General features: G+C 39.6%; 14 protein-coding genes. 8 read left to right on the plus strand and 6 right to left on the minus strand.

What is annotated here, in order from left to right; all coding sequences use genetic code 11:
* Nucleotides 1-166: 166 nt before the first annotated feature.
* Nucleotides 167-706, minus strand: coding sequence for a hypothetical protein (locus CD039_RS11920; RefSeq protein ID WP_186303056.1), 540 nt, complete (start codon nt 704-706; stop codon nt 167-169).
* 226 nt (nt 707-932) lie between these two features.
* Between CD039_RS11920 and CD039_RS01135 the strand changes: the two genes are divergently transcribed.
* From CD039_RS01135 to CD039_RS01160, 6 genes are all read left to right on the plus strand, one after another.
* The gene (locus CD039_RS01135; protein ID WP_103370791.1) at nt 933-2,828 is read left to right on the plus strand and encodes an ABC-F family ATP-binding cassette domain-containing protein; all 1,896 of its coding nucleotides are present in this window, start codon (nt 933-935) and stop codon (nt 2,826-2,828) included.
* Between the two features lie 14 nt (nt 2,829-2,842).
* Complete coding sequence (recQ, locus tag CD039_RS01140) at nt 2,843-4,630, plus strand: DNA helicase RecQ (protein ID WP_103370792.1); 1,788 nt, start codon at nt 2,843-2,845, stop codon at nt 4,628-4,630.
* 330 nt (nt 4,631-4,960) lie between these two features.
* Nucleotides 4,961-5,932 (plus strand): ABC transporter ATP-binding protein, encoded by a 972-nt coding sequence (locus CD039_RS01145; RefSeq protein ID WP_103370793.1) that lies wholly within the window; start codon nt 4,961-4,963, stop codon nt 5,930-5,932.
* Nucleotides 5,929-7,443 (plus strand): ABC transporter permease/substrate-binding protein, encoded by a 1,515-nt coding sequence (locus CD039_RS01150; RefSeq protein WP_103370794.1) that lies wholly within the window; start codon nt 5,929-5,931, stop codon nt 7,441-7,443. The genes CD039_RS01145 and CD039_RS01150 overlap by 4 nt, the downstream gene beginning before the upstream one ends.
* A gap of 197 nt (nt 7,444-7,640) precedes the next feature.
* A complete protein-coding gene (gene hisC, locus CD039_RS01155) occupies nt 7,641-8,702 on the plus strand; it encodes a histidinol-phosphate transaminase (RefSeq protein ID WP_103370795.1) in 1,062 nt (353 codons plus the stop codon).
* Nucleotides 8,703-8,968: 266 nt separating this feature from the next.
* A complete protein-coding gene (locus CD039_RS01160) occupies nt 8,969-9,499 on the plus strand; it encodes a 5' nucleotidase, NT5C type (RefSeq protein WP_103370796.1) in 531 nt (176 codons plus the stop codon).
* A gap of 110 nt (nt 9,500-9,609) precedes the next feature.
* On the opposite strand, the gene CD039_RS01165 is transcribed toward CD039_RS01160, so the two are convergent.
* From CD039_RS01165 to CD039_RS01185, 5 genes are all read right to left on the minus strand, one after another.
* Entirely contained in the window at nt 9,610-10,524 is a 915-nt protein-coding gene (locus CD039_RS01165) for a diacylglycerol/lipid kinase family protein (RefSeq protein ID WP_103370797.1), read from the minus strand.
* Between the two features lie 177 nt (nt 10,525-10,701).
* A complete protein-coding gene (locus CD039_RS01170) occupies nt 10,702-12,210 on the minus strand; it encodes a peptide MFS transporter (RefSeq protein WP_103370798.1) in 1,509 nt (502 codons plus the stop codon).
* 347 nt (nt 12,211-12,557) lie between these two features.
* Nucleotides 12,558-14,072, minus strand: a complete 1,515-nt coding sequence (locus tag CD039_RS01175) for a peptide MFS transporter (protein ID WP_103370799.1) — start codon at nt 14,070-14,072, stop codon at nt 12,558-12,560.
* 245 nt (nt 14,073-14,317) lie between these two features.
* Nucleotides 14,318-14,818, minus strand: coding sequence for a preQ(1) synthase (queF, locus tag CD039_RS01180; protein WP_049408375.1), 501 nt, complete (start codon nt 14,816-14,818; stop codon nt 14,318-14,320).
* 12 nt (nt 14,819-14,830) lie between these two features.
* Nucleotides 14,831-15,706, minus strand: a complete 876-nt coding sequence (locus tag CD039_RS01185; RefSeq protein WP_103370800.1) for a DMT family transporter — start codon at nt 15,704-15,706, stop codon at nt 14,831-14,833.
* A gap of 696 nt (nt 15,707-16,402) precedes the next feature.
* Here CD039_RS01185 and nrdI point away from each other — a divergent pair.
* Together nrdI and nrdE are read left to right on the plus strand one after the other, a co-directional pair.
* Entirely contained in the window at nt 16,403-16,801 is a 399-nt protein-coding gene (nrdI, locus tag CD039_RS01190) for a class Ib ribonucleoside-diphosphate reductase assembly flavoprotein NrdI (protein WP_002471823.1), read from the plus strand.
* The gene (gene nrdE, locus CD039_RS01195) at nt 16,764-18,869 is read left to right on the plus strand and encodes a class 1b ribonucleoside-diphosphate reductase subunit alpha (protein WP_103370801.1); all 2,106 of its coding nucleotides are present in this window, start codon (nt 16,764-16,766) and stop codon (nt 18,867-18,869) included. The genes nrdI and nrdE overlap by 38 nt, the downstream gene beginning before the upstream one ends.
* Nucleotides 18,870-18,893 lie beyond the last annotated feature (24 nt).

Here is an 18,893-nt window from a genome sequence, read left to right on the forward strand (position 1 = left end):
AATTTTAAATACAAAAAAGCCTAGGATACGCAGAACCATCATATCTGCGAGCTATCCTAGGCTTTACTTCATATAGAAAACAAAGTTATAAATATTGAAGGGGATTTCATTTCACAACCACATTCACTGTAACGATTTCTACCGTACCGAACCGTACTACAATAAATTAGAAGTCACCGAAGTCTCCAAAGTCGCCGAAATCTCCTCCTCCGAAGAGACCGCCGTCATCGCCTCCAAAGAGACCACCATCATCACTTTGGTCTCCATCTGTACTACCGGAGTCATCACCTGAACCATGATCGCCATCATTGTGGTCGTCAGAATCATGGTCATCGTGACTATCATCATCGTGATCATCTGAATCATGGTCGTCGTCATTATCATGATCGTCATTCTCTTCTTTCGCATAGGCGATATTCTCAGCAAGAGGTAAACCTACACTGAAAGCAGTACTCATCAACATCGTAAACATCAACATGCTCATCATATTGTTATTACCAATTAAATTGTGTTGACGAGCATAATCGAAACGTTGACGTCGTTCCTGTTCACTATAACCTTTCTCTTTCATGCGTTGGTCGACTTCGTTGGCATCGATGTAGTCCCAATTCTGTCTGTTTAATTCTTCGGCTTCCTTCCTTTTACGACGCTGATACATGGCAAAGCCGACTGCTGCCACTATGATGACTAATAATAGGATTCCCACTCATTTCGTCTCCTTTCATTTATCTCTTATTTATATTATAAAAAAGATTTCACCATGCTTTAAAGTATTTCATTCGAGACTCAATGTGTCGCGAGACTCTTCTCGAATTACTTGTCTAATCTACGCTAACTGATTATTTTATGCGTGTATCATTCAACTTCTAAAAGGTGTATAATAGATAGAACTGACAATTTATCAGAATGGTAAGAATAAAGGGTGTTGATTCATGGAAGCTTATAAGATTGAACATTTAAACAAGTCCTATGCAGATAAGGTGATCTTCGACGATCTCAACCTTTCAATCTCAGAAGGTGAGCGCATCGGACTCGTAGGTATTAATGGAACTGGTAAAAGTTCACTTCTCAAAGTCATCGCAGGTATCGATGATGATTATCAAGCTGAGATATCACATCCGAATAACTATCGCATTCGTTATTCTTCTCAGAAACAAGTCTTTAATGAATCGATAACGGTCTTCGAAGCAGTGTTAGCAACGAATACGCCAACACTTCAGGTGATTCGTGAATACGAACAAGCTGTCCAACATTATTCTGAAACGCAATCAGACGATGATTTTAAGGCGATGATGCGTGCGCAGGAACAAATGGACGCATATGAAGCTTGGGATTATAGTGCTGAAATTAAGACCATCCTCTCTAAATTAGGAATTACTGAAACATCAAAACAAGTGAAAGACCTATCTGGAGGTCAGCAGAAGCGTGTAGGACTCGCTAAGACGCTCATTGAACAACCTGACTTGTTATTGTTAGACGAACCGACTAACCACTTGGACTTTGAATCCATCAATTGGTTGATTAATTACGTGAAACAATATCCACATACAGTGCTCTTCGTCACACATGATCGCTATTTCTTAAACGAAGTGTCTACCCGTATCATCGAGTTAGACCGTGGTAAGTTACAAGGTTATCCAGGTAACTATGAAGATTATATTGCGATGCGTGCTGAGAATGAAATGCAGGAACAGAAGCAGCAGGAGAAACAGAAATCGTTATATAAACAAGAGTTAGCATGGATGCGTGCAGGTGTGCGTGCCCGTACGACGAAACAACAAGCGCGTAAAGATCGTTTTAAAGAGCTAGAACAAGATGTGAAGAATCACCATCAGAAAGAGAAAGCGTCACTTAACTTAGCTTCGTCACGTTTAGGTAAGCAGGTTATCGAGCTTGAAGATGTCACGAAAGCTATCAATGGTAAGACGCTATTTGCGCATTTTACACAAATTGTTCAGAATGGCCAACAAATTGGTATCGTGGGTCCGAATGGCGCAGGGAAGACGACGTTGTTGAACATCCTTTGCGGTGAGGATACAGATTACACAGGCACAGTTAAGATTGGTCAGACGGTCAAGATTGCATACTTTAAACAAACGGAAGAACGTGTAGATCGAGATATTCGCATGATTGACTATTTGAGAGAGGAAAGTGAAGTGGCGAAAGAGCAAGACGGTACTTCAGTCTCTGTCACGCAACTGCTTGAGAGATTCCTCTTCCCTAGTAATACGCATGGTAAAAAGTTATATAAATTATCTGGTGGAGAACAGAAACGTTTGTACTTATTGAAGTTACTCGTACATCAGCCGAATGTATTGCTTTTGGACGAGCCGACCAATGATTTGGATACCGAAACGCTTACGATTTTAGAAGACTACATCGCGAATTTCGGCGGTTCGGTCATTACTGTGAGCCACGATCGCTATTTCTTAAATAAAGTCGCTCAAGAATATTGGTACGTACATGATGGACAAATCGAGCGTATTCTCGGTACCTTTGAGGATTATGAGCAATATAAGAAACAACAAGATAAGTTAGCGGCCGAAGCTTCTAAACAAGGGCAGGCTTCAGCATCAGCTACTTCAACACAGTCACAACCCCGTCAACGTAAGACGTTGTCATATAAAGAGAAGAGAGAATATGAAATGCTCTTAGAGCGTATTGATGAGACAGAAGAACGACTTGCTGAAATTGAAGAAGAGATGGTAGAAGCAAGCGCAGATTACGAGAAAGTTAAAGCACTAAATGAAGAACAGGCGGCTCTAAATGAGACGTATGAAGCAGATTTAGAGCGGTGGGGCGAATTAGAAGAAAAACAACAAGGATAATGAGGAGTTTAAATATGGAAGCAACGTTAGCACATTATTTCGGTTATCAAACCTTTAGACCCGGCCAAGCTGAAATTATTTCCCGGGTGATTGAACATCACAATGTCTTAGGGGTCTTACCGACAGGCGGAGGTAAATCTTTATGTTATCAAGTTCCGGGATTGATGCTTGAAGGGACAACGATTGTCATTAGTCCCCTCATCTCGTTAATGAAAGACCAAGTCGACCAGTTGCAAGCTATGGGTATTGAGGCTGCTTATTTAAATAGTAGTCTCAGTGACCCTGAGCAACGAGAGATTGACCAGGCCCTGATACAAGGTCGTCTGAAATTCTTGTATGTTGCGCCCGAACGCTTTCAGAACCCTCGTTTTACTCGTCTACTCTCACGGTTGAAGATACCACTCGTTGCTTTTGATGAAGCACACTGTATTTCTAAGTGGGGACATGATTTTCGTCCTAGCTATCGTGAGGTCATCACTAAAGTCTTCCAGTTACCGCAAGATTTCGTCTTCATCGCTTTAACAGCCACTGCCACTACCGAGGTTCAGAAAGATATCATGCACGCACTTCATATTGAACAACCGAATCTCGTAAAGACAAGCCCCATACGGCCTAACCTTCATTTTAAAATCAATCGAACTTATCAACGACGCCAGTTTGTGGTCAAATACTGTCGGGAACATAAGAAAGAAGCAGGCATTATTTACTGTTCGACCCGGCGAGTGGTTGAAGAACTCCATGAGACGTTAATTCATAATAATGTGAAGAGCGCCATTTACCATGCTGGATTGACGACTGAAGAGCGTGAAGCGGCACAGAATGACTTTGTTTATGATCGCGTTAATGTCGTCGTAGCTACGAATGCCTTTGGTATGGGGATAGATAAATCAAATGTGCGTTACGTTATCCACTACAACATGCCAGGAGACATCGAGTCGTATTACCAAGAGGCAGGACGTGCAGGGCGTGATGGGCTAGAGAGTGAATGTATTCTGCTCTATGGCGAACAAGATGTAGGTCTACATCGTTACTTTATCGGTTCCTCTAATGCTGATGAGGAATATAAGGATAAAATGCGTAAAAAGCTCACTAAAATGATTCAGTATACCAAAACGACACGTTGTTTAGAAGCGACGATTGTGTACTATTTCGAACCGAATGAGCGGTTAACAGCTTGTGGTAAGTGTAGTAACTGTCTTGAAATGAAGAGAGAACATGATATGACACGTGAGGCACAAATGATTATTAGTTGTATCGCACGATTGAATCAACAAGAAAGTCATAGTGTGCTCATTCAAGTGTTGCGTGGTGAAGCTACAGATTATATTCAACGTTATGGCTATAATCAGTTAACGACACATGGTCTGATGAAGAACTATACGACCACTGAATTAGCACATCTCATCGATGAATTGCGCTTTCAAGGCTATCTTAACGAATATAATGGGAAGCTCGTTTGCGATCCATCAGTCAGAGATTTGTTACATGGTCGAGTGACGATTATGACAACGCCATTCAAACAGAAAGCGGATGAGAAAGTCTTAATTAATACTGTAGATAACGTCGATGAATATCTCTTTGATCAATTAGTCGAAGTGCGTAAGCAGTTGAGTGAGAAATTAAATATTGCGCCCACAAGTATCTTTAACGATTTCACATTAGAAGAATTTGCGAAACGCCAACCAGAATCGAAACAAGAGATGATTGCGATTTCAGGTGTAGGAAGTTATAAATTGAAACACTATTGTCCGAAATTTATCGAAGCGATTCGCGATTACAAAGCAAGTAGCTCTCATGTGTGAGCGAGAGATCAAGTATTGAAAATGAGATAGTATTATTTTAATCAAAGTCTCGATTTGGTAACTGTTACGTGATGCTAAAACGTCGGCGATTTGACAATATAATAGAATGACAGTTTATTAATGCGTAAGCGCCATTTCATGCTGAGTTATTGAAGTGGCGCTTTTTTCAATATAGTAATGCAAATAAAGCTGCTCATCTAAAAAATTTATTTTACCAGTAAAAATAATTCTGAAATCGTCTTTAAACTCTGTAAAAAAGGGAATGAGTATAGATGAACCTGTGGTTATTACAACCCAGAAGAAGAGACCGAGAGAAATAAAGGTGATATCTTGATTGAATTTCAGAATGTAAGTAAACGTTATGGTAATAAAGTAGCTGTAGATGATGTGAGTTTCAACATTGACGAAGGCGAGTTCTTCGTACTTATTGGACCTTCTGGTTGTGGTAAGACGACAACATTAAAGATGATCAATCGTTTGATACCGTTATCAGAAGGCTATATTTATTTCAACAATCAACCGATTAGCGATTATCCCGTGTATGAAATGCGTTGGGACATCGGTTATGTTCTGCAACAAATCGCACTCTTTCCACATATGACGGTGAAAGAGAATATTGCGCAAGTGCCTCAGATGAAGAAATGGAAAGAGAAAGATATTGATGCGCGTGTAGATGAGCTGTTGGAAATGGTGAATATGGATCCAGAGCAATATAAAATGCGTAAACCTGACGAACTGTCTGGGGGACAACGTCAACGTATTGGTGTCGTGCGTGCTTTAGCAGCTGACCCACCTGTGATATTAATGGACGAGCCCTTTAGTGCGCTTGATCCAATTAGTAGAGAGAAACTACAAGAAGATTTACTCGATTTGCAGTCTAAGATTAAAAAGACGATCGTCTTTGTGACGCATGATATTCACGAAGCGATGAAATTAGGCGATCGTATTTGTCTGTTAAATGAAGGACATATTGAACAAATTGGAACGCCTCAATCGTTTATCGATGCACCGAAGAATGACTTTGTCAGACAGTTTATGGGTGATCAAATTAAGCAAACTGAGTGGGTGAAATTAGGAGATTTAGTGACATCTGAGCATCACATCGATGCGCATGATAATCATCTCGAAAGTTATCCTACTTTCGATAGTGAACAGCGTATCAATGAAGTGTATCAAGCATTGGCTACCCACGAAGCAGTGATAGTTAAAGACCAGCAACATGCACAAGATGCGTTATTAACGCGTGAAGCGGTATTTAATTACTTATCGCATTCACAAGAACAGGCAGGTGAGCACGCATGAATGAATTAATCCAAACGTTCTCGGATCGTAAAGGACAACTGCTTTCAACAATACTCGAACATATTCAACTATCCTTTATTGCGTTGCTCATTGCAGCATTAATTGGCGTTCCTTTAGGAATTCTGCTAACGAAGACGAAACGGCTCTCAGAAGTCGTTATGAATATCGCAGCGGTCTTACAAACGATACCTTCACTCGCATTACTCGGGTTGATGATTCCACTCTTTGGGATCGGTCAAGTACCAGCTGTCATTGCACTCGTTGTGTATGCTTTACTTCCAATATTACGTAATACATACACAGGAATTGCCGAAGTCGATCAATCCCTTGTCGAAGCAGCGAAAGGGATTGGTATGAAGCCATGGCGTCGTTTGCGTAAAGTAGAGTTACCAATGGCGATGCCCGTCATCATGGCAGGTATTCGCACGGCGATGGTCTTAATCATCGGTACAGCGACACTTGCTGCTTTAATCGGTGCTGGCGGTTTAGGGGATCTCATCCTACTTGGTATTGACCGCAACGATTCAGCACTGATATTGATTGGTGCGATTCCAGCCGCCTTGCTCGCAATTATCTTTGATTTAGTGTTGCGTTTCATGCAGAAGTTATCATACAAGAAATTGATGTTGTCACTAGCGGCAATCGTCATCGTCTTATTGATTGCGATTATCGCTCCCCTGCTAACTAATAAAGGCGAACATATCACGATTGCAGGTAAATTAGGTTCAGAACCGTCTATTATCACTAATATGTATAAAATTCTGATCGAAGACGAAACCGACGACACTGTACAAGTGAAAGACGGCATGGGCAAGACGTCCTTCCTCTTCAACGCCTTGAAATCGGACGATATCGATGGTTATTTAGAATTCACTGGAACTGTCTTAGGCGAATTGACGAAAGAAGATCTGAAGTCGAAAGAGGAGCCGAAAGTCTATCAACAAACGAAACAGAGTCTAGAGAAGAAATATGATATGACGATGTTGAAACCGATGAAGTATAACAATACTTATGCTTTGGCTGTGAAAGAAGACTTCGCTAAGAAACATCACATTGAGACGATTGGCGACTTAGAGAAGGTTAAAGATCAAATCAAACCAGGATTTACGTTAGAGTTCAATGATCGTGGCGATGGTTATCCAGCAGTTAAAAAGGCTTACGACTTACACTTCGATAACGTCAAGACGATGGAACCGAAATTGCGTTATCAAGCTGTGAAGAAAGGTGACATCAATCTCATTGATGCATACTCTACAGATGCAGAATTGAAACAGTATCATATGAAAGTGTTGAAAGATGATAAAAATGTCTTCCCACCATATCAAGGTGCACCGATGTTCAAAGAGAAATATATTAAAGAACATCCAGAAGTGAAGAAACCTTTAAATAAACTCGCTGGTAAGATTTCAGATGAAGACATGCAAGAAATGAACTATCAAGTTACTGTGAAGAAGAAAGATCCGTATGATGTTGCTAAACATTATTTAGAACAGCATCATTTAATAAAATAATGAGTGAAGTAGTGATAAGAGTAGGACGAAAATCAAGTTGATTTGATCGTCCTACTCTTTTATTGCGGTGAGATACCTCATGTCTGGTGATTCTATACCTATTTAAAGGAATAAACGGATTATATTGTGTTCTGCTAGGGGAGCGCGTATAATAGTGATTAACTTTTGAAATTTCAGACAAATAAAGGAGGACCACTATGAAAGAACAAATCAATCAACTCTCAGCATATGAACCAGGCCTTTCTCCGAGAGGTTTAAAGGAGAAATATGGTTTAGAAGGTGAACTGTACAAGTTAGCATCAAATGAGAATTTGTATGGACCGTCACCTAAAGTGAAAGACGCTATCTCAGAACATTTAGATGAGCTCTTCTATTATCCAGAAACAGGTTCTCCGACACTTAGAGAAGTGTTGAGTCAACATCTGAACATCGACGCTGACCGCATCTTATTTGGTGCTGGTTTGGACGAAGTGATTCTCATGATTTCTCGTGCTGTCTTAACGCCAGGAGACAAGATTGTGACGAGTGAGATGACCTTTGGACAGTATTACCATAACGCGATCGTTGAAGCAGCTACTGTAATCCAAGTTCCTTTGCGAGAAGGTCAATTCGACTTGGAAGGTATTCTGCAAGCAGTGGATGACGATACGAAACTCATCTGGCTCTGTAATCCAAACAACCCGACAGGTACTTATTTCACACACGAGGAGTTACGCAATTTCTTATCTCGTGTTCCTAACCATATTCCTGTGATGATCGATGAAGCTTACTTCGAGTTTGTGACTGCTGAAGACTTCCCGGATACGTTAGCGTTACAAGAAGAATTTGATAATGCATTTTTACTTCGTACTTTTTCAAAAGCCTATGGTTTAGCTGGTATGCGTATTGGCTATGTAGTTGCGAATTCCGAAGCGGTTAAAAAGTACAACATTATCCGTCCGCCGTTTAACGTAGGGCGTTTGTCAGAACACGCGGCTGTCGCTGCTTGTAAGGACCAAGACTATTTAGCGCAAATTCGAGAACGTAACGCACACGAAAGAGATAAGTTCTTTCAAATTCCAGAAAGTCGCCACTTCTATCCAAGCCAAACGAACTTCGTCTTTGTACGCACATCACATCCACACGAACTCTTTAAGCAACTCTTATCAGCAGGATGTATTACGCGGGAATTTCCGAATGGCGTACGTATTACGATCGGTTTCCTAGAACAGAACGATCGAATGATCGAAGTGTTGCGTCAATTTGAGTATGACGAGTAAATAGCCTTGTGGGGGCAAGACGACGCAATCAAATAGATTGCTGTCTATGTTTTTGTATTTAACTATTCAATATACTACGGACTGTATTTTTCTAACTTTAAAACTACGCGGTAGCTGATTGCATGCCCAATGGCTTAGCAGCTATTGACCATGCTAATCATCCTCGCGGGGGAAAGACGACGAAATTATTCTAATTTCTGTCTTTCTCCCATTTCTCTATTATCTTTGCTATAATCGAGGGTGAACAGAAAGGAAGAAATGATGTTATGACAAGAGAATCTATTGCAATTGATATGGACGAAGTACTTGCAGATACGCTCGGTGCGATGATGAACACTGTAAACGAACGTTTAAACTTAGGGATTACTTACGGCATGTTGGACGGACAGAAATTAAAGCATGTCATTCCTGAACATGATGGTTTATTGCCTGAAATACTCCGCGAACCTGGCTTTTTCCTTAATTTAGATGTGATGGACAATGCGCAGGAAGTCGTGAGAGAGTTGAACGAGCATTACGATGTGTATATCGCTACAGCGGCGATGGACGTTCCAACGTCATTTCGTGAGAAATACGAATGGTTACGCACGTATTTCCCATTTTTAGATCCACAACATTTTGTCTTTTGTGGTCGTAAAAATATCGTTAAAGCAGATTATTTAATTGACGATAATCCTAGACAGTTAGAAATCTTCGAGGGCAAACCAATTATGTTCACAGCACCGCACAATGCGTCTGAAGATCGTTTCACTCGAGTGAGCGGATGGAAAGACGTTGCTGAGTACTTTTTAAAATAATGAATTACTTTGGGTGAAAAATAAACCTATTCATATACAAGCTCCCTTATGCGTCTGAGTGACGTACAAGGGAGCTTTTTAAAGTTACGAGGTGATTTAATTTTAAACAATTAATTAGGTAGAGTTAAGATTTCAATGGCTTGTGGTACGACTTCGATTTCCAGTGGCGTCGATAAAGCAATCTCGCCGTCCATATCAACATCGAGGTGCTTATCCGTCGTAATCCTAAATTTGCGACCTTGAAGATGCGTAATGCCTTTCGTGACGCGGTTCCAATTCATGCTGTCACGTTTCTTGAAGATATCGTTAAAGACACTCATCTTACTATGTTTAAACACAAAGGTGTTAAGGAAGCCGTCGCTTGGCGATAGATCTGTCAACGGAATACGATTACCACCGATGTAAGGTCCGTTCGCAATAACGAGCATCGACGTTTGTCCTTGCGTTTCTTCACCGTCGACAGCGATGTGATAGTTGAATTTCACAGGATTGACGAGTGTTTTAACCGTAGAGCCGATATAACTCAAACGACCGAAGATATCTTTATTTCCTGACTGAACATTCTTCGCGTTCTGCACAATCAGCCCCATACCGACGAAGTTAAGCGCGTATTGACCGTTGACCTTGATCACGTCATAGCGTTGAGGACGTGCCTCGAGCAGTTGCTCACTCGCCTTAGTATAATCTCCGTCGAGGTTGAGCGTTTTAGTAAAATCATTAAACGTCCCGCCTGGAATGATGGCAATAGGGATATCAAGTTGATGCGTCATCACGCCATTGACGAGCTCGTTAACGGTACCATCTCCGCCGAGGATAAATAATATATCAATATCTGAGCCGTAGTCTTGAGCTTTAATGGCTCCACAGTAATCGATAATATTACCTTCCTCTTCGCTCAGTTGGATCGAAAGGTGTTTACACATTTGAGATAAGTATTGTGCCACTGTACCAATACCACCATAAATATCGTTGAGACCTGAATACTCGTGGTAAAAGAGCACGCCATGATTGTATTGTCTAGACAAATATTTCACCGCATTTCTTTGTATTCTTGGGTAGAAACTCGGACGTAATATTGCGCTATTCTGCTTTACCATTTTAACCAATAACGTCCGAGTTGAATATTGAGTGTGTCTCATCAAATCATACTTGCTTTCTACTTTATCATAACTCTGCTACCCATAAGAAGTTGAAAGGTTACTTTATTTAATGCCTCGCATACCTTTATTAATCTTCGGTACGAAAGCTAATGTGATCAGGCTGACGACTAGAGCGATAGCACCTATAAAGATGAAGTAGTTAGCATAGCCTAAAGGTTTGATTAAACGTACGAGTGAACCGTTCAGTGCTTGACCTGTCGCATTCGTCAACAACCATACACTCATCATTTGAGCGTTGAAAGCTTTCGGCGCGAGCTTAACGGCTGCACTGTTACCAGTAGGAGATAGACATAACTCCCCGATCACACATACAATATATGAAATAATAACCCAGTTCACGCTGATTTGAGCATGTCCACCTGTCGCGTAGTCTACACCAGCGACTAGGAAGTAAGATAGACCTGCGAGTGAAGCACCTAGAACGAACTTCACTGCCATACTTGGTTGTTTAGAACCCATCTTCATCCAGATGACAGATACCAGACCTGCGAGTAGGACGATAAATAATGGGTTAATAGATTGGAAATAAGCTTTACCAAATTCGGTTGTCCAACCAAAGAGATTCAACTGCATATCAGTATATTTCAGCGCGTATAGATTCAAGACGTTGGCACCTTGTTCTTGAATCGCCCAGAAGATCACACCAAGTATAAAGAGCGGTATAAATGAGATAACGCGTGAACGTTCAACGTCTGTAACTTCTTTGCTGCGAATCATAATAGTAAAATACACAATCGGTAAAGCTACACCTAAGATTAATACTGCCGTACTTACAAGACCAAATGAAAGCGTGCCTGTTAAGCCAGTCACAATTAACAATATTATAATTATTGCGATAATTAATCCGAAAATTAAACTGTATTTTTTACGTTCTGCTTTCGTTAACGGATTTGAAGGTTGCATTCCCACTTGTCCTAAATTCTTACGATTAAAGAGTAAATACCATACGAGTGCTAGTGCCATACCAAATGCAGCAATTAAGAATCCGAAGTGGAAATTACCGTTATCGATAAATTGGTTAAGAATAAGTGGCGCGACTAATGCACCGCTATTCACTGACATATAGAAGATAACGAAACCAGAATCGATACGTTTATCATTTTCAGGATATAAACGACCTACGATGTTAGAAATATTTGGTTTCATTAAACCAGACCCCACAATGATAAAGAACATTGATGAGAACAATCCTGCCATACCAAAGGGTAAGCCTAAACAAATATGCCCGATAATAATAAGGACTGCACCAATTAATGTGGCAGAACGTGTACCTGTGAGTCGATCGGCAACCCATCCCCCTAATATAGAGGTCATATAGATGAGTGCTCCATACACGGACATGATCGATTGGGCAGTACCTTCGTCCATGTTTAAGCCACCGTTTTTAATGGAGTAGTACATGTAGAAGATAAGTAGGGCGCGCATGCCGTAATAGCTGAAACGCTCCCAGAATTCTACGAAGAAGAGTACACCCAGCCCTTTTGGATGACCAAAGAACCCTTTCTGAGGAATCGTTTGAACTGCTTGTTCATGATTCTTCGTTTCTGTCATAACATTCCCATCCTTTCTCCCCTTTAAAAAGAGTATTAAATAAATTCTACTCTTATTAATTCATTGTTTCAATAATATTCATAAAATAATAATATTGGTAAAATTGTGAAATTTATATATGAATGAGGTTAATTAGAGTAGAATAAGAGGGAGTAGTCCTGATGTTCATCGCATCTTCGACGCAAGAAAATGAATTCAAGATGGTTAAAATTGGTATCTTTGAATTGAAATGCTAGGAATGATGAGATTAAAAGAAGAACCTATAAATGTCGAGTTACGTTCATTTATAGGTTCTTGGAGTTAGATTAATTAAATCCTTATTTATAATGTGATTTCTACTAGTTCGCTTAGAATACACCTTTCATTCCTTTTTTAACTAAAGGAGAGAGAAGGAAGAGTAAGACACCGATTGCGATAGCGACGATTCCTGAATAGAGGAAATAGTCCATTTGAGAAATCTTCGTATAAACCACTACAAGTTGCGCGTTAAGACCTTGAGCTGTGGCATCGGCGAGTAACCACAAGCTCATCATACGCGCTGTAAAGCTAACTGGTGAGAGCTTCGTCGTTGTAGATAAACCTACCGGAGAAATACATAGCTCTCCAATCGTTATAAGTAAATAGCTCAGTATCAACCATAATGGGTTAATTAAATTGTGTGGCCCTGCAAGCGGAATATACATTATGATAAATGATAATCCAGCTATGATCGTGCCAATTGCGAATTTATGTACTGTTGGTGGATTGAACTTTCCTAATTTCACCCACAGTGCAGCAAAGACCGGTGCTAAAGCGACGATAAAGATAGGGTTAAACGACTGTAACCAAGCTGCTGGTACATGGAAGTGAATGAGACCGTTTGTCGCTTTACCTAAATCAAGTTGCGTCTTGTTGTCAGCAAAGCTTGCTAGAACAGTAGAGCCTTGTTCTTGAATCATCCAGAACGCAACGGCAGTGATAAATAACGGTACATAACTTAAGACGCGAGAACGTTCTACTTTCGTCACATCCTTGCTGACGAGCATGTTAACGATTATCACAATCGGTAGGATGACGCCTAATAACGTTATAAATAAGCTGAAGTTCTGTAAAGTGAGCGCGTCATTGACTTGTAAAATGATGAGATAAATCGCAATTAAAATAATGACTACGCCTGTATAAATTGACGTCTTCTTAATCTCTTGTTTCGTTAAAGGATTCGGCGTTGATAAACCGGCTAATCCTAAATACTTTTTACGTGTCACGACATAGATAATTAAACCACAGAACATACCAATTGCTGCAACTAGGAAACCTAAATGGAAGTTAAAGCGTGTCTGTATGTAACCTGTTACGAGTGGTGAAAGTAACGCACCAGAGTTAATACCCATGTAGAAGATAGTGAATGCAGCATCTCTACGCGCATCGTTCTGAGCATATAGCTCACCGACAGTCGTTGAAATGTTAGGTTTTAGTAACCCTGTTCCACAAATGAGGAATAATAACGCAATCATGACCATCGTTAAATTGTTCGGTAGAGATAGCAGAATATGACCAATCATAATCAAGAATCCACCGTAAAAGACTGCGTGTTGCGTACCGGTAATACGATCGGCAATCCATCCCCCGATAATGCCACTCATGTAAATCAACGTTCCGTAAATGGAAACGATTTGAAGAGCCACACCTTCGTCTAAACCGAACCCACCTTTAGCGACACTATAATAAAGGTAATAGACGAGAATTGCTTTCATTCCATAGTAACTAAAGCGTTCCCAGAATTCGGTTAAGAAGAGTGTGCTTAACCCCTTTGGATGTCCGAAGAAACCTTTGCGTGGCGTACTGTTAAGGATTTCTTCGCGTGTGTGTTGTGCTCTGTTCATAAGCATCCCTCTTTTATATTGTTTAAGTCTTAAAGTAAACTTTATCGTAATACTATTTTGCGAAAATTACAACAACTATCGTAATAAATGTGTTAATTTTTTAGTGAATTATGAATGTTTTAGGAAATTTGCAGGTGAGATGATGGGGGATTAAAAAAAGAGGGCGATAATGAGCGATAATAGAACATCCCACCAATTCCTTTATGAAGTTAGGAACTGATGGGATGTAACTCGTAGATATGAAATTAACGGTTATCGACTTTCTCAGGATATAAATCATGATTCATTAAACGATGTTCTGCCATGCGTTCATATTTCGTATTAGGGCGACCGTAGTTTGTATAAGGGTCGATTGAAATACCGCCACGTGGCGTGAATTTGCCCCAAACTTCAATATAGTGTGGATCCATTAAGTCGATGAGATCATTCATGATAATATTCATGCAGTCTTCGTGGAAGTCCCCGTGATTGCGGAAGCTGAATAAATAAAGTTTCAATGATTTGGATTCGACCATTTTAACATCAGGGATATAAGAGATATAGATTGTCGCGAAATCAGGTTGACCTGTAATAGGACAGAGTGAAGTGAATTCTGGACAGTTGAACTTCACGAAATAATCTCTACCTTGATGTTTATTGTCGAAGGTTTCTAATACATCAGGGCGATAGTCGAAATCGTATTGATTATTCTGGTTACCTAATAACGTGATATCTTCAAGTTCTTCTTGATTGCGTCCTTGAGCCATAATCATACTCCTTTAATTTGAATTCGTTTGAGATTTACGTGGTTGTCGACGTGCCTTTTCAAACATGTAATAACTTGCACCAATAATGATAACGTAACCTAACATCGCATAGAAGTCTGGTGACTCGCCGAACAGGATAAAGCCGAATAGTGCAGTAAAGATAATTGATGCGTAAGTAAAGATCGAAATGTCTTTCGCAGGTGCAAAGCTGTACGCGAGAGTGATACCAATTTGACCTACAGCAGCACTTAGACCTGCACCTAAGAGATAGAGCATTTGAAGCCATGACATCGGTTCGTAAGTAAATATCGTGAATGGAATCAGTACAATGATTGAGAAGAATGAGAAGTAGAACACAATCGTGTATGGCGCTTCTCTTGTACTCAATGCACGCACACATGTGTAAGCACTCGCCGCGAAGATACCAGACATTAAACCAATTAAACTAGGAATCATCGCAGAAGAGAATTCAGGTTTCACGACGAAGAGCATTCCTGCGATTGCGACGATCATTGCGATAATCTGATACTTAAAGATCTTCTCACGTAGGAAGAAGAGACTGAGCAAGATCGTCCAGAATGGATTCAGTTTCATTAACGTATCAGCATCACTTAAGATCATATGGTCGATGGCATAAATGTTGAATAGTACACCTGTGAGCCCTAGAGCAGAACGAGCAATGAGTAGAGGTTGACTACTCAACTTACCAAATAGGGGCTGTTTATATTTGTATAGGAAAAATAAAGGGATAAACATAGCGACAAGGTTTCGCGCAAGAGACTTCTGGAAGACGGGTAAATCTCCAGCAAGCCTGAAGAATACAGTCATGAAACTAAAGCCAATTGCGGAAATCAGAATCGCTATAATACCTTTCACTTTAGGATTCACTGATATCGCCTCATTCATATAAATTTAACGTATCTATCTTAGCATAAAAAAATATTCATGTAATGAGGGTTGCAAAAATTTCAGGAGTAGGATAATATAGAAATACGAACAAACGTTCGATTTAAGTTGAGTATACACTAGGGGGTTATTCTATATCTTTTAAAATGTATGGTAACTCACTGAAAACGTCGAATTGCTCTACCTTAAGCGGCACCGTAGTTACACGGTTTTTATGAAAATGCAACCAAAAACCCTTTGGTTTACGAAATAAAATTTTTTCGTTTCATTTTTTGAGATTAAAAGCGTGTGGTGGTGCGATTTATATAAATTGATACAAAATTGACATCAAACTGACATGTGAGTATCTCTTTAAAATGGAATAACAGTTATGTATAATGAAACACATAATGTAGTACGAATTCTTAAAAACAAACACAACATGTTGTGTTTTGTGGCGAAATGGCCATTTTAATAAAATGACTATAAAGAAGTAATTTAACACATAGAAGACGTGATTTATCCCTTGAAATAGGGTAACGCTATCAAATAGATGCTAAATTACATGGTCACTTGCTAGGTTATTAACACTATATGTTGTGGTAGAAATGCAATGGACAACCCAAGATAAGAAATAAGAATGACAGTCGTTTAGGCGAACACCTGAATGATATACATAACTAGAAAGAAGGTGAGCCAATGAAAGTGGTCTATTTCTCATTTACAGGAAATGTGAGACGTTTCATACAGCGTACGGAACTCGAAGATACTTTAGAAATCACTCAAGATAACTGTACAGATCGTATAGATGAGCCCTATATATTGGTCACTGGAACAATCGGTTTCGGAGAGGTGCCTGAGCCGGTGCAGTCATTCTTGAATCACAACAGTGAACATTTAGAAGCGGTAGCAGCAAGCGGTAATCGAAATTGGGGACAGAATTTCGCTAAAGCTGGTATTACCATTTCTGAAGACTATCAAGTGCCATTGCTAATGAAATTCGAAGTTCAAGGAACAAACAGTGATGTTGAGGAATTTAAAGTTAAGGTGGGACAGGTTAATGAAGACTATGGACGAGAAAAGATACAATCATATTGAATTAAACAATGAAGTGACGAAGAGGAAAGACAATGGATTCTTCAACTTAGAGAAAGACCAAGAAGCTTTAGAAGTCTATCTACAAGAGATTCATGACAAGACCATCTATTTCGATAGTGAAATTGAACGCTTACATTATCTCGTAGACAATGACTTCTATTTCAATGTTTTCGAGAAATATACAGAAGACCAACTTGTTGATGTGACAAATTATGCGAAAAACATTAATTTCCAATTTGCAAGCTATATGTCAGCAAGTAAATTCTATAAAGACTATGCTTTGAAGACGAATGACAAAAAGAATATTCTTGAAGATTATAATCAACACGTGGCCATCGTTTCACTTTACTTAGCAGATGGTGATGTTGACTTAGCGAAACGTTTTATCTCAGGTATGGTTGAGCAACGTTATCAACCTGCTACACCAACGTTCTTAAACGCAGGTCGTGCACGTCGTGGCGAGCTTGTATCTTGTTTCTTATTAGAAGTGGATGATAGCTTAAACTCCATTAACTTTATCGACTCTACAGCTAAGCAGTTGAGTAAGATTGGTGGCGGTGTCGCTATCAACTTATCTAAATTACGTGCGCGTGGTGAGGCAATTAAAGGTATTAAAGGCGTAGCAAAAGGTGTGTTACCTGTCGCGAAATCACTTGAAGGTGGCTTTAGCTATGCTGACCAACTCGGTCAACGTCCAGGTGCAGGTGCAGTTTATCTCAATATCTTCCACTATGATGTTGAAGAGTTCTTAGATACGAAGAAAGTTAACGCTGACGAAGACCTTCGTCTATCAACAATTTCAACTGGACTCATCGTGCCTTCTAAGTTCTTTGATTTAGCTAAAGAAGGTAAAGACTTCTACATGTTCGCACCGCACACAGTTTACAAGGAATATGGTGTAACATTAGATGACTTAAATTTAGACGAATATTACGATGATCTCGTTGCTAACCCTAATGTTGATAAGAAGAAAAAAGATGCGCGTGAAATGTTAAACCTTATTGCGCAAACACAATTACAATCTGGCTATCCTTACTTGATGTTCAAAGATAATGCCAATAAAGTACACCCTAACTCTAATATTGGCCAAATTAAGATGAGCAACCTTTGTACAGAAATCTTCCAACTTCAAGAAACATCTATTATCAATGACTATGGCGTGGAAGATGATATTAAGAGAGATATCTCTTGTAACTTAGGTTCTTTAAACATCGTTAATGTTATGGAATCAGGTAAGTTTAGAGATTCTGTAGCTACAGGTATGGATGCTTTAACATTTGTTAGTGATGAAGCTAACATTCAAAACGCACCAGGTGTTAAGAAAGCGAATAGTGAGCTTCATTCAGTAGGTTTAGGTGCGATGAACCTTCACGGTTACCTTGCTAAGAATAAGATTGGTTATGAATCAGAAGAGGCGAAAGATTTCGCTAATATCTTCTTTATGATGTTGAACTATTATTCGATTCAACGTTCTATGGAAATTGCTAAAGAACGTCAAACAATCTTCAAGGACTTTGATAAATCTGATTATGCGAATGGTAAGTACTTCGAATTCTACACTTCACAAACATTCGAACCGAAATATGAGAAAGTGAAACGTTTATTCGAAGGATTAGATATTCCTACTCCTGAAGATTGGAAAGCATTACAAGCACAAGTTGAAGAACATGGTCTATACCATGCTTATCGTCTTGCTATCGCACCTACACAAAGTATTTCTTATGTACAGAATGCGACACCATCTGTAATGCCTATCGTTGACCAAATTGAACGTCGTACTTATGGCAACTCAGAAACATTCTACCCTATGCCATTCTTATCACCAGAAACAATGTGGTTTTACAAGTCAGCGTTTAATACGGATCAAATGAAATTAATCGATTTAATTTCAACAATTCAAACTCACGTTGACCAAGGTATTTCAACGATTCTTTATGTTAACTCTGAAGTATCTACACGTGAATTGTCACGTTTATATGTTTATGCCCATCATAAAGGGCTCAAATCACTTTACTACACACGTAACAAACTATTAAGTGTAGAAGAGTGTACAAGCTGCTCAGTTTAAGCATTAAGTAGTACGTATTGTTCT

The sequence above is a fragment of the Staphylococcus argensis genome, assembly GCF_002902305.1.
In the GTDB taxonomy this organism is placed as follows: Bacteria; Bacillota; Bacilli; order Staphylococcales; family Staphylococcaceae; genus Staphylococcus; species Staphylococcus argensis.